The organism is Xanthobacter autotrophicus, assembly GCF_030015065.1.
GTDB classification, from domain to species: Bacteria; Pseudomonadota; Alphaproteobacteria; order Rhizobiales; family Xanthobacteraceae; genus Xanthobacter; species Xanthobacter autotrophicus_D.
Window position 1 is genome coordinate 38174 of sequence record NZ_JAIVFN010000001.1, and the last position, 14911, is coordinate 53084.

General features: G+C 67.8%; 12 protein-coding genes. 3 read left to right on the forward strand and 9 right to left on the reverse strand.

All coding sequences use genetic code 11. From position 1 onward, the window contains the following. Positions 1-2: 2 nt before the first annotated feature. The 3 genes from K9U40_RS00170 to K9U40_RS00180 all read right to left on the reverse strand — a co-directional run bounded on the left by K9U40_RS00170 (position 3) and on the right by K9U40_RS00180 (position 4666). Positions 3-539 carry a hypothetical protein gene (locus tag K9U40_RS00170; RefSeq protein WP_282888294.1) on the reverse strand — a complete coding sequence of 179 codons (537 nt, stop codon included), beginning with the start codon at positions 537-539 and terminating at the stop codon, positions 3-5. Between the two features lie 262 nt (positions 540-801). Next, positions 802-3828, reverse strand: a complete 3027-nt coding sequence (locus tag K9U40_RS00175) for an AMP-binding protein (protein ID WP_282888295.1) — start codon at positions 3826-3828, stop codon at positions 802-804. Then, positions 3812-4666: an aKG-HExxH-type peptide beta-hydroxylase gene (locus K9U40_RS00180; protein WP_282888296.1), complete on the reverse strand. Its 855-nt coding sequence runs from the start codon at positions 4664-4666 to the stop codon at positions 3812-3814. The genes K9U40_RS00175 and K9U40_RS00180 overlap by 17 nt, the downstream gene beginning before the upstream one ends. Before the next feature lie 343 nt (positions 4667-5009). On the opposite strand from K9U40_RS00180, the gene K9U40_RS00185 reads away from it, so the two are divergent. Then, positions 5010-5252, forward strand: a complete 243-nt coding sequence (locus K9U40_RS00185; protein ID WP_282888297.1) for a hypothetical protein — start codon at positions 5010-5012, stop codon at positions 5250-5252. A 62-nt stretch (positions 5253-5314) separates the two neighbouring features. Here the strand turns inward: K9U40_RS00185 and K9U40_RS00190 are convergent, their stop codons facing one another. Further along, positions 5315-5875, reverse strand: coding sequence for a GNAT family N-acetyltransferase (locus K9U40_RS00190; protein WP_282888298.1), 561 nt, complete (start codon positions 5873-5875; stop codon positions 5315-5317). A 23-nt stretch (positions 5876-5898) separates the two neighbouring features. After that, positions 5899-8256 carry an Orn/Lys/Arg decarboxylase N-terminal domain-containing protein gene (locus K9U40_RS00195; RefSeq protein WP_282888299.1) on the reverse strand — a complete coding sequence of 786 codons (2358 nt, stop codon included), beginning with the start codon at positions 8254-8256 and terminating at the stop codon, positions 5899-5901. A 215-nt stretch (positions 8257-8471) separates the two neighbouring features. Here K9U40_RS00195 and K9U40_RS00200 point away from each other — a divergent pair, with 215 nt between their 5' ends. Next, positions 8472-8810, forward strand: a complete 339-nt coding sequence (locus K9U40_RS00200) for a Rieske (2Fe-2S) protein (RefSeq protein WP_282888300.1) — start codon at positions 8472-8474, stop codon at positions 8808-8810. Positions 8811-8868: 58 nt separating this feature from the next. Here the strand turns inward: K9U40_RS00200 and K9U40_RS00205 are convergent, their stop codons facing one another. Further along, the gene (locus tag K9U40_RS00205) at positions 8869-9345 is read right to left on the reverse strand and encodes a J domain-containing protein (RefSeq protein WP_282888301.1); all 477 of its coding nucleotides are present in this window, start codon (positions 9343-9345) and stop codon (positions 8869-8871) included. Between the two features lie 291 nt (positions 9346-9636). Here K9U40_RS00205 and glk point away from each other — a divergent pair, with 291 nt between their 5' ends. Further along, positions 9637-10605, forward strand: coding sequence for a glucokinase (glk, locus tag K9U40_RS00210; protein ID WP_282888302.1), 969 nt, complete (start codon positions 9637-9639; stop codon positions 10603-10605). Positions 10606-10617: 12 nt separating this feature from the next. Here glk and K9U40_RS00215 read toward each other — a convergent pair whose 3' ends face one another. The 3 genes from K9U40_RS00215 to ssb all read right to left on the reverse strand — a co-directional run bounded on the left by K9U40_RS00215 (position 10618) and on the right by ssb (position 14866). Beyond that, positions 10618-11235, reverse strand: coding sequence for a LysE family translocator (locus K9U40_RS00215; protein ID WP_282888303.1), 618 nt, complete (start codon positions 11233-11235; stop codon positions 10618-10620). A gap of 35 nt (positions 11236-11270) precedes the next feature. Then, complete coding sequence (gyrA, locus tag K9U40_RS00220) at positions 11271-14015, reverse strand: DNA gyrase subunit A (RefSeq protein ID WP_282888304.1); 2745 nt, start codon at positions 14013-14015, stop codon at positions 11271-11273. A gap of 314 nt (positions 14016-14329) precedes the next feature. Further along, positions 14330-14866 (reverse strand): single-stranded DNA-binding protein, encoded by a 537-nt coding sequence (gene ssb, locus K9U40_RS00225; RefSeq protein WP_282888305.1) that lies wholly within the window; start codon positions 14864-14866, stop codon positions 14330-14332. Positions 14867-14911 lie beyond the last annotated feature (45 nt).

Sequence of the window (14911 nt, forward strand, 5' to 3'; positions counted from 1 at the left end):
CGTCAGGTCTCGTCCGCCTTGCTGGTGAACCCGCGCACGCGGAGTGCCCGGACCGTCCAAGCCATGCCAAGGACGAGCGCCAGGCCGGCTGCGGCAAGGAGCCAGACCGGCATTTCCTGCCAGGGCCGCAGCACGCCCGCCTTCGCCGCCGCCACCACGAGGATCGTCACCACCAGGTAGACGAAAGCGGCCTGCCAGGTCTTCGCGCGCCCTGCCCCGTCGGGCGTGTCGTGCGGATCGAGAAAGCGCGGGGCGACGATGGCGAGATAGACCATTTGCTGGAGCGCGCCGAGCACGAACAATACGGCCGCCACGTCGAGCCGCAGAACTAACGCGAGACCGCCCGCCCCGATCAACACGGAGCCGGCGGCGAGCCAGATTTCCCGCGCGCGCGCGGCCGGATGCGGGGGAGCACCCATGATCGCCGCATAAGCCGTGTCGGCCATGGCCGAAACCGCGAGCGAGCGCACCACGAGCACGCCGCTCAGCACATAGAACAGGCCGAGGACCCTCAGGCCGGTTTCGATGACGATGTTCATGTGGAGCATCTCAAGGCGTGGCGTGCCGTCAAAGCAGGGCTGAAGAACGGGAGCCGAGGCAAGTGGCAGCTGCCAGGGCGAGGCTCGGCACGCAAGATCGGGCTCGGGAATGGCGCATGGACATGAACTCGCGTCGTACCGGACCGGTGGAGACGGACCACAACCGATTCCGGATCATCTCGGCGGGCCGAAGCGAAAGCAATCAGCCTCAGGACTCGGTTAGGGTCATGTCCAGCCCCCATGGCCGCCGTTGCGCGACGGCTCACCACCGGCGCCTCGGGACCGAAAGACGCCTGGAGACCGATCTCGGCAGCATCGCCAGCAGCCGCGTGGCGAGCATGGGCCCGCCTTCCACCGCGATGGATGTGCGTGCAAGTGTGACGAGCATCGGCCCTGGCGGTCCGCCACGCTGGTGCGGGGCATCGGCAAGGCCGAGGATGAATTCGTGACGACCGGGCTCGGCGGGAGCGGAAACGCTCATGCGCACCGTTGCCATGCCGCCGGGTGCCATGGGCGGCAGGGGCGTCGTCGAAACAGCGCCCCCGGGCGTGATCGGCCCGCCCTCGCGCAGCCAGGTGCCGGCCAGCACGATGCCGGCGGCCTCGGTCCCGATCATGTCGTCGTCGAGATTGCGCACCGCCACATCGAGATGAACCCGCTCGCCGGGCCTGGCCGGAGACGGCGCGGCCTCCAGCCCGAGCTGTACGATCTCGTCCCAGCTCGCCCAGGGTCGCGGCCATCGCGCCAGCGCGTCGGCGATGTGTCGGGAGAGCGTCGACGCCAGCGCACCGATATTGGCGGGCGTGTAGAGCTCGCCATAGGCGCCGTCAGTCTCCTCAAGGGCGAGGCTGGCGAAGCTGTCGCGCCAAAGCGGCACCGGGTCCTGCGTCGCAGCTTTCGGATTGAGCACGCTGTCGCGGCCATGAAGGACCAGCACGTCGCCGGGAAAGCGGAGCGGCTCCCCCGTCAGCTCGACCAGCATCAGCAGGGGGAGATCGCGGCCACGCCGCACCAGATGGCGCGCCATGGCCAGGGCGATCTCGGCCCCCTGGCACTGTCCCAGCAGAAGCACCGGCCCCGTCGGGCACATGGCCTGGACGTGCTGCACGTAGCGCTGGACCAGGGCCCGGATGACGGCCTTGTCCGATCGGCCGACCAGATGGGCCGAGCGGAAGGCATAAAGCGGCTGGTCGGCTCCGAGGGCCGCCGCCAGACCAACAGGCTCTTCCGCGCTGTTGAAGACGCAGAACAGCGGCGGCCTCGTGCCCGCCTCGTTCCAGGCGAGCATCAGCCTGTCGTGCGAGACTCTCCTGCCCTCCCAGGTCTCGATGAAGGACGCCATCTTGCGCCACATCCCGCGCGACTGGGTGCGCGGCGGACCGGCCTGCCGGGGCGCGGGGCCGGAGCGGGCCTGCTCCACCAGCGCGCGCAGCGTGTCGAAGCGGGGATCGGCGAAGAAGGCCTCGATGGCGAACGGCTGTTCGATGATCGCGTCCACCCCAGCCACCAGCGTCGCAGCGCGCAGCGAATCGCCACCGCACGCGAAGAAGTTGGCGCCGCGGTCGAAATCCGTGTCCAGATCCAGCACGTCGCGCCACAGCGCGCTCAGGACCGCGTCGATGTCGCCATCGGGCCTGCCGCCCGCGGGATTGCGCGCAAGCGTTGCTCCGCCCTGATCTGCGGCACGGGCGGCCAGAGCCAGCCGATCCACCTTGCCGGTGGCCGTGAGGGGCCATTCGCGCGGGCGGACCGCCATGACCAGCGCCGGCGCGATGCCGAAGCGGCGGACGAGCGATCGGCGGATATCGATGGTGCGCAGCTCCGGGCGCACCTCGTCCTCGCCGATCCCGACCGCGATCCCGAGCCGGTCGGTGGCGTCGGCGGTCCGACGCAGGACGAAGGACACCGCGCGGCCGTCAAAGCCGGGGATGGATTGCAGATGCGTGTCGAAATCATCGAGGGCGAACTTGCGTCCCCCGATGACGAGGACATGCTTCGCACGACCACGGAAGGCAAAGCCGCCGGGCCCGATGACGCCGAGATCGCCGGTCTTCCACCATCCATCCGCGCTCAGGCCCGCGCGGAACGCTTCCAGCTCTCCCCAATAGCCTGAAAACAGGGTCTGCGGCGCGCGCACCTCCACGTGCCCGACCTCTCCCGGCCGCGCCGGCGCGCCGCCATCGCCGACAATCCGCAGCGAAACGCCTGCGGCGCAGCCGCCAAGGATGGGCGCGCCCGCATTGTCCAGCGGCGCGGTCGCCGGATCGACCCCGGCGAGGATATGGCTCGTCTCCGTGGTCCCGTAGCCGGCGCGCAGGACATCGGCGGCACCATGGCGCCGCAGCAGGGCATCGAGGCGGGCGGATACGGGACGGGTGACCGTCTCGCCCCCGAGGCCCACCACCCGCAGGGAGCGCAGATCGAATGCGGACGCGCTGCCGGCGAGGCTTTCCGTCAGGCGTGCCGCCATGGAGTTGGTCATCTGGACGGACGTGATGGAAAAGCGCTCGATCGCCTCCAGGATCGCCGCCGGCCGGGCTGCGAGAAGCTGCGGCGACATCTGCGTCCAGCTCGCGAACTGAAGGAAGACCGCGCGCTGGCCACTGACGCCTTCCTGCGGGAAGACGCCGAGGCAGTGGTCGCGCAGCCATGCCGGTGCGTAATTGGCCGGAAAATGCCGGGACACCATCGCGCTGCGGCTTACCATGGCCAGCTTCTGCGCGCCGGTGGAGCCGGAGGTGGGGATGAGGCAGACGACCTCGTTCTCCTCCCCCACTTCGGCCATCTCCGCTTGCGTGTCGCCGACCTCCTCAAGCCGGACGACCGGCGCGCCGGGCCGCAGTGCGATCAGGCGGTCGAGGCCCGACGCGGGATCATCGGTGACGAACACCGGATCCCTGAGGCTGCCGACGAGCCGCGAGAGGGTCTCGTCCGCCGCGGTCCGGGCGACGCCTCCGAAGGGAATGACCGTGGCGCCCAGGCGCAGGCCGGCCCAGAACGCCGGGATGAAATCGAGAAGGTCTTCGGCCAGCAGGACAATATGGCGATCGGCTCCGGCGCCGGCGCCACGCAGGGCGGTGGCGATGCGCCCGGACCGTCGCCACGCGGCGGCGACCGTCTGCTCCACGACCCCGCCATCGGGCTGAAGACTGCGCAGGAGCGCGTCGGGCGACGCAGCGACGCGGCGGGCCAGGTTCCGGGTGACCGTCGCAGCCGCGTCGTCCGCGAGACTGCGCGCCGGACCGTTGAGAATTGCGACCTCCGGGGCCTGCTCAGGCCGCTGCAGCATGGCTCATATAGTCGGCGGCCGCGCGCATCACCTCGTCTCCCAGAGGGGTGAGATCGGCAGCGCCGAAGACCACGCCGGCCCCATCGTCGAACCGCGATGCCAGATGCGCCAGGGTCTGTTCGATCTGCCGCCGGTCGAGGGCGGAGCCTCCCGGAGCGCCGCGGGCCAGCAGGCGACCGTAGAACAGATGCAGCCGCGAACAGACGAAGGTGGCGTGGAACACGCCATCCATGGGCCGGGGATCGGAGCGCAGCGGCGAGCTGAAACGCTGCGAATCGGGATTGCGGACCAGAGGCTCCTCGTTGCTCAGCCCGAACAGCAGCAGGTGCGCGGCTTCGTGGACGAGGCTCTCGGCGATCTGCAGGGACGAGCGATGGATATCGACGTTCAGCGTCGCCGCGCCCCACAGCATGAGCGAGGAATCGCTGCCGAACGTGGCATCCGGGCTGAAGGGCGCCGCGCCGATGATCTGCACCACCAATGCGCGCACCTCCCTGCCGAGGTCGCTGTCCACGTGGTCGATGAGGGCGAGAGCCTCCTCCACATCCGACACGAATGTCTGCCATTGCGCGGCAAGACGACCGGCATCGAGCGGACCGATCACCGGCCTTGCCTCGCCCGCATTCAGGAGACGGCAGATGCGTGCCGCATCCTCGCCCAGCTTTTCCTCGTTCAGGGGGACGAGTTCATGGCGCGCGTCCTGGGCCGCCAGGGTGATGATTCGGCGCCAGAGCCGAGCCGCTTCCTCGGGGCGGCCGGCCTTCAGCGCGAAGACCAGCTCGAAATAGCAGCCGAAGACGCAGGGCTGGACGCGATGGTCTCTGACGTCGGCGAACAACCGCGCCGTTTCATCCGGCCCTGAGCCGAGCATTTGCCCGGTCTGCGCGAAGATGTGCTCCAGGCTCGACGCCAGCCTCAGCCGCGTTTTGCGATCCAGCTCTTCAATTCTGCTTTGGCCTTTTGGAAAGAATACCGACACAGAAAAGCTCACCCTTTTTAAGCTTAAGAGAACAGATGTTGTCACAAAGGACAACACCGCTCTGCGATCGGGGCGGTTTCACCGTAGCAGGCCTTCCATTGACCGTCGAGATACGCTCCCTTATGGAAATAAATGGCGAGAGCCGTAATCGCATGACGCGGTATTATTTTAGGCCGCCTCACGAATGGGCAAGGAGGGCGAGATGACCAAGTCTTCGATCGGGACGACCAACGCCGGGTTCACCGCAAATCTGGATGAAGCCATGCTTTTCGGCTTTGATCGGCTCCTCGGCGCGCGAGACGCGGAAGCTGCGGGCGTCGCCCTGAACAAGCGGGCTGAAACGCCGCCTTCCGACGCGATCACGAACGTCGCCGGCATCGCCTTCAACAAGCGTGGCGAAGGCCCGGTCCAGAAGCCGGCCCAGTCTCGCGACAACCAGTCCTGAATTCAAAGCCTTCCCAGGCCGTGGCGTCTGGGAAGGCTTGCCCGTGCGCGCTTGCGGCCGGCTCAGCAGGTGGAGAGCGGCAGCGGCGGCGGCGGGGTTGTGGATCCGGGACCGAGAGAGCGCTGCACCATCACGCTGTCGGACCAGCGGCCATAGCGATAGGCGACCCCCGGCAGGAGCCCCACGCGCACGAAGCCGAACCGCTCGTGCAAGGTGAGCGAGGCTTTGTTGTCGGCATCAATATAGCCGATCATCTGACGGAAGCCCGCCGCGGCGCAGGCGTCGATCAGCCCTTGCATGAGATGGCGGCCGATGCCCTGGCCGAGATGCTCGTGGTGCACATAGATCGAGTGCTTGACGCTGTAGCGGTAGGCCGGCCGCTTGCGGAACAGCACCACATAGGCATAGCCCACCACCTCCTCGCCGCGGAGCGCGACGATGTGGGGAAACCGGCGGCTCTTGAAATTCTTGCGGCGCTCGCGCAAGTCGTCGGGCTGCGGCGTGTCGCCGTCGTCCACGCCCTCCTCGACACCACGGCGGATGTGGCGGCGATAGATCGCCAGCATGGCATCCACGTCGGAATCCCGCGAGGGCCGAAGGATGACGGCTTGCTCCTGCTCCATGGGCGAACCTGAAACTCCCTGCCCTATTCCGCAACCACATAAGTATGGAGCCGCACGCGGCCGGATGCATCCGTCTCGCGATAGACGCCCTGGATCTCCACGTCGAAGCCGGGGAAGGTGTTGAAGCAGGCCTCGAACATCTTGAGATAGTCGATCATGGGCCTGGCGCGCCCGGTCAGCCGCTCGCCGGGCACGATGGTGGCGATGCCCGGCGGATAGACCACGAAGGGCGTCGTCGCGATGCGGCCCGAAATGGCGTCGATGGGCAGGTACTCCACATCGTTGCGGACCAGGCAGCGCGCCGCGTCGTGGGGCGAAAGGACGATCTCCGGCAGGTGCTCGGCCGAGAACTGCATGGCCTGCAGGGCGCTGACATTGGCGGCGCGGAAGAAACGGTGCATTTCCCCGCACAGGTCGCGCAGGCGCACGCCGGCATAGCGCGCCGGCCGGCGGCGGTAGAATTCCGGAATGGCGTCTTCCAGCAGCGCATTGTCGTCATGCAGCTTCTTGAAGGCGACGAGGCCAGAGATGAGGGTGCCCGCCTTCGACGCCTCGACGCCGGGGGTGAGCAGAAACAGCAGGGAATTCAGGTCGTTCTTCTCGGCGACGATGCGATTCTCGCGCAGATATTGCGCCACCACGGGCGCGGGGATGCCGTGCTCGGCATAGGCTCCAGTGGCGCGGTCGAAGCCGGGGGTCAGAAGGGTCAGCTTGTTGGGATCGGTCATGGCGAAGCCCTCCGCCATGCCGTCGAAGCCGTGCCAGGAGGCTCCGGGGGTGAGGTGCCAGAAGGCGGGGTTGGTGGCGAGAAGGTCGGTGGCGACGCTCTCCCACGGCACCTCGTGCGCCGCGCCGGGGCTCGACACGTCGGGGATCGACACCCGGTCGGGCACGAACGGCTCGAAGAACCAGCGCCGCTCGGGGCGCTGCTCCTTTTCCTCGAACTCGCGGCGCACGGCGCGGATCTTCTTGCGCAGCTCGATGCCGAGCCGGATCGTGTCGTCCCACAGCACTTCGCCCGAGCGGCCCTTCATCATCTGCGCGCCCACGTCGAGGGAGGCGAACAGCGGATAGAAGGGCGAGGTGGAAGCGTGCTGCATGAAGCTCTCGTTGAAGCGCCGGTGCTCCACCCGCCGCTTCTGGCCGGTGATGTGCCGGTCCTTCATGTGGATCTGGGAGGCCTGCGAGAAGCTCGCCAGCTGCTTGTGGGTGGACTGGGTGGCGATGATGCCCGGCGCGTCGGGTCCGAGGTCGGCGAGGCCCATGGCGAAGCGCCCGGCATAGAGCGGGTGGAACTTCATGAAGCCCGCCCACGCCTCGTCGAACAGGATGTAGTCGGTGAGATGGCCGATGGCCTTGAGGATCATCTCGGCATTGTGGATGGTGCCGTCATAGGTGCACTGCTCCACCACCGCGACGCGGAACGGGCGGGGCTTGCGCCACGCGTCGGGGTCCTTCACCAGGGGGTGGGTGCGGATGCGCTCGCGCAGGGCGGTCTCGTCCAGCGCGGCGAAGTCCATGGGGCCGATGAGGCCATGGGCGTTGCGCACGGTGGGCACATAGACCGGGATGCCGCCGGAGATCATCAGCGCGCCGTGATGGGCGGCCTTGTGGTTGTTGCGGTCGAACAGCACCAGGTCGCCGTCGGTGACGAGGGCGGAGAGCGCCACCTTGTTGGAGGTGGAGGTGCCGTTCAGCACGAAATAGGTCTTCTCGGCGCCGAAGATCTTCGCCGCCTCCTTCTGCGCCGCCAGCGCCGGGCCCTCGTGGGTCAGCAGGTCGCCGAGGTCGAGCACGGAATTGTCGAGGTCGTCGCGGAACACCGCCTCGCCCAGATGCTCCATGAACACCCGGCCGATGGGGCTGCGGGAATAGAACACGCCGCCATTGTGGCCGGGGCAGGTCCACAGCTGGTTGCCCTCCTCGGCATAGTCCACCAGCGCGCCGAAGAACGGTGTCTTCAGCGTCTCGGCATATTGCTTCAGGCGGCTGATGAGGTTGCGGGCGATGAAGGTGGGCGTCTCCTCCGAGAGGAACACGTAGCCGTCGATGAAGTCGAGCACCTCCACCGGCACGTCCTCGAGGCGCTTCCTGCGGATCAGGAGCAGAATGGGGAAGTCGAGCCCGCGGCGACGCATCAGGTTGATGAGGGCGGCGGTCTTGCCTTCCAGGCCCTTCTTGCCCCAGTCCACCAGCATGCAGCCGATGGCAGCGTCGGTCTGTACGGCGATCTCGGCATCTTCCAGATTGCGCGCCTTCACCACCTCGAAACCGGAGCGTTCAATCTCCGCGACGATCTGGTTATAGCGGGCGCCCTCCAGGTCGTCGGCGTCGAAGACCGGCGTCGCGAACAGGAAGGTGAAGCGTCTGAAATAGTCCATGGGGCACCCGATCTGATCCGACGCGAGATGTCGCGTCCTTACGTGACAAGCCCGCGACAGGACTGTGACCATCCTCCGGGCGCTGGCCCCGCGCCCCTCATCCGCGTCGTGTTTACGACATTCGTCGGCCTTCAGGCGCCGCTCGCTGGTGGCTTTGGGTGGTCCGCAAATTGCGTGTGGTGGGCGAGACGTTCAATTTCGGAAGGCGACCCCCGATGGCGTTCACCCCAGTGTGTCAAACGAGTGCCGTGAGCGAAGGGGCCATGGGCCTGTTCCAGGTCGGTCGCAAGAGCGTGCTTCTGGTCTGGCCGGAGGGCGGGGAGCTCAAGGCCTTTCGCGGTCGCTGCCCGCATGCGGACATGCCGCTGACCGACGCGACCTTCAACGGCAAGACGGTCACCTGCCCGATCCACCAGTGGGGGTTCGACGGCACCAGCGGCAAGTGCGTGACGCACCTGGTCCGCAACGAGCTTCACCCCTATCCGGTGCGGGTGGAAGGCGACGAGATCCAGGTCGATGTCGGGCCGGTGAAGGCGCCGCGCGCCCCCGCGTGAGCGTCCTCCCGCGGCGGCCGTTCGCCGGAGCCAATGCCCGGAACCCAGTGCCCGGAGCCTACGAGGCGCCGGCGAACTGCTCCAGCAGCGCGTCGCGCGCCTCCGCGATGCGGCGATAATGCTCGCTGCTGCCGCCCGCGTCGGGATGCGCCGTCTTGGCGAGGCGCCGGAAGGCGGCATTGATATCCGCCGGCTTGAGCGCGCCTTCCATCGGCAGGTTCAGGACCTCGCGGTGCTCCTTGTCGTCTTCGTCGAATTCCAGCCGGAACAGGAAAGCCCTGCGCTTTTCCTGCGCTTCGCGGCGCAGCCCGACCTGGTCCTCCTGCCATCTCTGGCGTGACATGACGAGGCATTCGCCGAAGGCAATCCGCCCTTGCGATTCAAGCTCGTCGAGGCTGAAGGGCCCGACCACGCTGTAGGGCGGCGCCAGAAAGGCGCTCCTGCCGCCCTCGCCCTCCTCGATACGGCCGATGCTCACCATGTCGAGAACGCCCAGCGAGCCATTCCAGACGACCCATTCCACCTTGTCCGTCATGCGCGCGCTCTCATGCATGAGCCGGCGCCGCTCTCCCGTCATGTGTGCGAAAGGGTTCGCGACCGCTGGACCGTTCGTGCGCCCATGCATGTTCAGGGCCAAAAACGTGCCGGGTGGCGCATGCGCTCTTTCATCGGCCGCCTGCTCCCGGGTAAGCAGGACGTGGGAACGGTGCGGCCACCGCCCGCGATGGACCGGCGGTGTCCGGGCCGTGACGCATCGGGGCCCTGCCACTCACCGGCCGGCGTGACGTCGCAAGCGGGCGCCGGCCATCGCGAAAGGAAGCCGGGCGTGGAAATCGTCGCTGTCGATATCGGGGGCACCCATGCACGCTTCGCGCGTGCGGAAGTGGCGGACGGACGGGTGGTGTCGCTGGACGCTCCCGTGGTCATGAACGCGGCCGACCATGCCAGCTTCCAGCTCGCATGGCAGGCCTTCGCCGAAACGGTCGGGGCGGGCCTGCCCCGCGCCGCCGCCATTGCCATTGCCTGCCCCGTCGATGGAGAGGTGCTGAAGCTCACCAACAATCCCTGGATCATCCGCAAGGATCTGATCTCCGAGAAGCTGAACGTGGAGGCCTGGACCCTGGTCAATGATTTCGGCGCCATCGGCCACGCGGTCGCGCAGATCGGCGAGGACGGCTTCGCCCATCTCGCCGGTTCCGAGGCGCCGTTTCCCGACGAGGGCGTGATCAGCATCATCGGTCCCGGCACCGGGCTGGGTGTCGCCCATGTGCTGCGCCAGGGCGGCCGCTATCATGTGATCGAGTGCGAGGGCGGACACATCGACTTCGCCCCGCTCGACTCGCTGGAGGAGTCCATCCTCCACCACCTGCGCCAGCGCTATTCGCGCGTCTCGGTGGAACGGATCGTCTCGGGACCCGGCCTTCTCAACATCTATGAGGCCCTGGCCGCCATCGAGGGCTGCGCCATCAGCCACATGGAGGACCGGACCCTGTGGGAGCTGGCCACGGCGGGCAAGGATAGCCTCGCCGCCGCCGCGCTCGACCGGTTCTGCCTCAGCTTCGGGTCGGTCGCGGGCGACATCGCCCTGGTGCAGGGCGCCAAGGCGGTGGTGATCGCCGGCGGCATCGCCCCGCGGATCGCCCACCTGCTTCCCCAATCCGGCTTTGCCAGCCGCTTTTCGGCCAAGGGACGGTTCGCGCAGCGGATGGCGGAGATCCCGGTGCGGCTCATCACCCATCCCCAGCCCGGCCTCTACGGCGCGGCCGCCGCCTTTGCGGCGCAGCATACGCGCTGACCGGACTGGATTTCAGCGCCGCCCCGCCGCCAGCAGTAGCGCCGCCCCGCCCACCAGGATGCCGGCCGAGACGCGGTCAGCGACGAGTGTGAAGCGTCCCGAGAGCGCGGCCCGGGCCTTGTCCGCCACCACGGCCCACAGCACGTCGCCCACCAGGGCAATGGCGGCGAACACCGCCGCCAGAAGGGCGATCTGCGGCACCGGATTGGCCGTGTCGGTGATGAATTGCGGCAGGAACGCCGCGTGGAACAGCAGGGTCTTGGGGTTCGCGAAGGCGACCGCCAGCCCCCGCCCGAACGAGGCGCGGGCCGAGGGTGTCGGCGCAGCGACCGCGGAACCGGCGCTGCGCCATTGCAGCACGGCGAGCCAGAGGAGATAGGCCGCGCCAGCATAGCGCACCAGATCGAAATGGCGGGAGAAGGCCTCGACCACATAAGCGAGCCCCCCCGCCACGAGCGCGAGCTGGGCGATCAGCCCCACATTCACGCCTGTCGCGGTGAGGATGCCTGCCCGGCGCCCGTGCTTCAGGCTGGTTCCGACAATGAGCGCCACGTTCGGCCCTGGCGTCGCCGCGAGCGCGATGCACGCGATGACGAACAGAGCGAGGCTTTCCGCCGAGATCATTGCCATCCCCCGATCCGGCGGGCACCCCGACCGCCGCCTGCTCAGGCCTCGGACGCCTCACCCGCGTCGTCGCCGTCGCCATTCTCGGCCCCGGCATCGTCGCTGATGTGCTCCACGGAGACGACGCGCTCGCCTTCCGCGGTGTCGAACACGATGACGCCCTGGCTCGCCCGGCCGACGATGCGGATGCCATCCACCGGGCAGCGTATGAGCTGGCCGCCGTCGGTCACGAGCATGATCTGGTCCTGGTCCTCCACCGGGAAGGAGGCGACCAGGCGGCCATTGCGCTCGTTCACCGCCATGGCGACGATGCCCTTGCCGCCGCGTCCGGTCACCCGATACTCGTAGGACGAGGTGCGCTTGCCGTAGCCGTTCTCGGAGACGGTGAGGATGAACTGCTCTGCCTCGCTCATCTTCACATAGCGGTCCTGGCCGAGCGGCCCGTCGCCGGCAGCCCCTTCCTCTGCGTCCACCTCTCCGGCTTCCACCACCTCGCCCGCCAGGGCGCGCCGACGCTTGATGTAGGCGAGGCGTTCCTCGGCCGGGGCGTCCACATGGCGGATGATGGCCATGGAGATGATCTTGTCGCCGTCCTCCAGCCGGATGCCGCGCACGCCCACGCTGTCGCGGCCCTTGAACACGCGCACCTCCGTGACCGGGAAGCGGATGCACGCGCCGGCCGCCGTGGTGAGCAGCACGTCGTCGTCCTCGGTGCACAGGCCCACGTCGGCGATGGCCTCGCCCTCGGCGAGCTTCATGGCGATCTTGCCGTTGCGGTTCACCTGGGCGAAATCGGTCAGGGCATTGCGCCGCACCGTGCCGCCGGTGGTGGCGAACATGATCTGGAGCCGCTCGTTCTCGTCGTCCTTCTCCGGCAGCAGCACGACGGAGGTGATGCGCTCATCCTGCTCCAGCGGCAGGATATTGATGAGTGCCTTGCCGCGGGCCTGCGGTGCCGCCAGCGGCAGGCGCCACACCTTCAGCTTGTAGACCTGCCCCTTGGAGGAGAAGAACAGCACCGGCGCGTGGGTGGAGGCCACGAACAGGCGGGTGACGAAATCCTCGTCCCGCGTCTGCATGGCGGAGCGGCCCTTGCCGCCGCGGCGTTGCGCCCGGTAGGTGGAAAGCGGCACGCGCTTGATGTAGCCGGCGTGGGAGACGGTGACGACCATCTCCTCGCGCTGGATCAGGTCCTCGTCCTCGAGGTCGCCGAAGCCTTCCACGATCTCGGTGCGCCGGGGCGTGCCGAACTCGTCCTTGATGGCGATGAGCTCGGCCCGGATGATGGCGCGCATGCGCGGCCGGCTGGCGAGAATGTCGAGATAGTCGGCGATCTCGGCGGCGAGCTTGTCCAGTTCCTCGGCGATCTCGTCGCGGCCGAGGGCAGTCAGGCGCTGCAGGCGCAGGTCGAGGATGGCGCGGGCCTGCTCGGCCGACAGGCGATAGGTGCCGTCGTCGCCCAGCTTGTGGCGCGGGTCGGCGATGAGGGCGATCAGGGGGGCCATGTCCTTGGCCGGCCAGTCGCGCGCCATCAGCGCCTCGCGGGCGCTCGCCGGGTCCGGCGCGGTGCGGATGAGGCGGATCACCTCGTCGATATTGGCAACGGCGATGGCGAGGCCCACCAGGACGTGGGCCCGGTCACGGGCCTTGCGCAGCAGGAACTTGGTGCGCCGGCTGATGACCTCCTCGCGGAAGGCGATGAAGGCGGTGAGCACATCGTGGAGGGTGAGCACCCCCGGCTTGCCGCCGGAGAGCGCCACCATGTTCACGCCGAACGAGGTCTGGAGCAGGGTCAGGCGGTAGAGGTTGTTCAGCACCACATCGGCCTGGGCGTCGCGCTTGATCTCGATGACCACGCGCATGCCGTCCCGGTCGCTCTCGTCGCGGATCTCGGAGATGCCCTCGATGCGCTTGTCGCGCACCAGCTCGGCCATCTTCTCGATCATCGTCGCCTTGTTCACCTGATAGGGGATCTCGGTGACGATGAGCGCCTCGCGCTCCTTGCGTATGGTCTCGATGGCCACCTTGGCCCGCATCAGGATGGAGCCGCGGCCGGTGAGATAGGCCTGGCGGATGCCGGTGCGGCCGAGAATGAGCGCGCCGGTGGGGAAGTCCGGCCCTGGCAGCAGGTCGAGCAGCGCCTCGGGCTCGAGGGTCGGATCGTCGAGCAGGGCGACGGTGGTGTCGACGATCTCGCCGAGATTGTGCGGCGGGATGTTGGTGGCCATGCCCACGGCGATGCCGCCGGCGCCATTCACCAGCAGGTTCGGGAACTTGGCCGGCAGGACGCTCGGCTCATGCTCGGAATTGTCGTAATTGTCCTGGTAGTCGACGGTGTCCTTGTCGAGGTCGTCGAGGAGCGCGTTCGTCACCTTCTCGAGGCGGACCTCGGTGTAGCGCATGGCCGCCGGGGCGTCGCCGTCCACCGAGCCGAAATTGCCCTGCCCGTCCACCAGCGGCACCCGCATGGCGAAGGTCTGCGCCATGCGCACGAGGGCGTCGTAGACCGACTGGTCACCGTGGGGATGGTATTTACCGATGACATCGCCCACCACGCGGGCCGACTTGCGATAGGACTTGTTCCACTCGTACCCGTTCTCGTGCATGGAGAACAGGATGCGCCGATGCACCGGCTTCAGGCCGTCGCGCACGTCGGGCAGCGCCCGGGCGACGATGACGCTCATCGCATAGTCGAGGTAGGAGCGCGACAGCTCCTCCGTGATGGAAACGGGCCGGATATCGGACGGCGGCTCGCCGCCGGGCTTCGGCGTCTCGGAATCGGCCAAAAGTCAACACTCTCAATCGTGGAACGCGAGCTTTCCTTCTAGCCGATTCACCTCTGCGACGCCAGAGAAACCCCTCCGACGCAACGATTTTTAATTCTTTATTTTCAATTACTTATTAGCCACTTCCGGCGGCACATGCCCGCAATTTGACCCTTTTGCGTCGAAACCGCCCTCAAAGGTCAAAAACAGCGCTCCCGAAAGCGATGTCGCGCCACGCCATCGTCCTGCAATCCCAAGGCGTCCCGGCCCGACCCGCCAGCGACCGCCAATCTCGCGCACGCTTGTCCTTACCGGGAAGCGCGCGCCGGAGCCCGTCAGAACGGAATCTCGTCGTCGAGATCCGCTGCAGGGCGCCCGCTGCCGGAGCCGCCCCCCGACGGCGGAGGCGACCGGCGCGCGCCCCCCGAGCCACCGCCATAGCCGCCGCCCATGGGGCTTGCCGATCCGAAATCCGAGCCGCCGGCATAGTCGTCACCCCCGGCACCCGCACCGGAGCCCTCGCCGCGCCCGTCGAGCAGGGTCAACTCACCCCGGTAGGGCCGCAGCACCACCTCCGTCGTGTAGACATCGCGGCCGTCCTTCTCGTACTTGCGGGTCTCGAGCTGGCCCTCAAGATAGACCTTCGAGCCCTTCTTGAGAAAACGCTCGGCCACACCGATCAGGTTTTCATTGTAGATGGACACGGCGTGCCATTCGGTCCGGTCTTTCCGCTCGCCGGTGGCCTTGTCACGCCAGCTTTCGGAAGTGGCAATGCGCAGGTTGCACACCCGTCCACCGCTCTGGAAGCTGCGAACCTCCGGATCCCGGCCGAGATTGCCGATCAGGATCACCTTGTTGACGCTGCCGGCCATCCTGCCGCTCCTCGCTCGTGGTCGCCTGTTCGCCGCACCCTACCG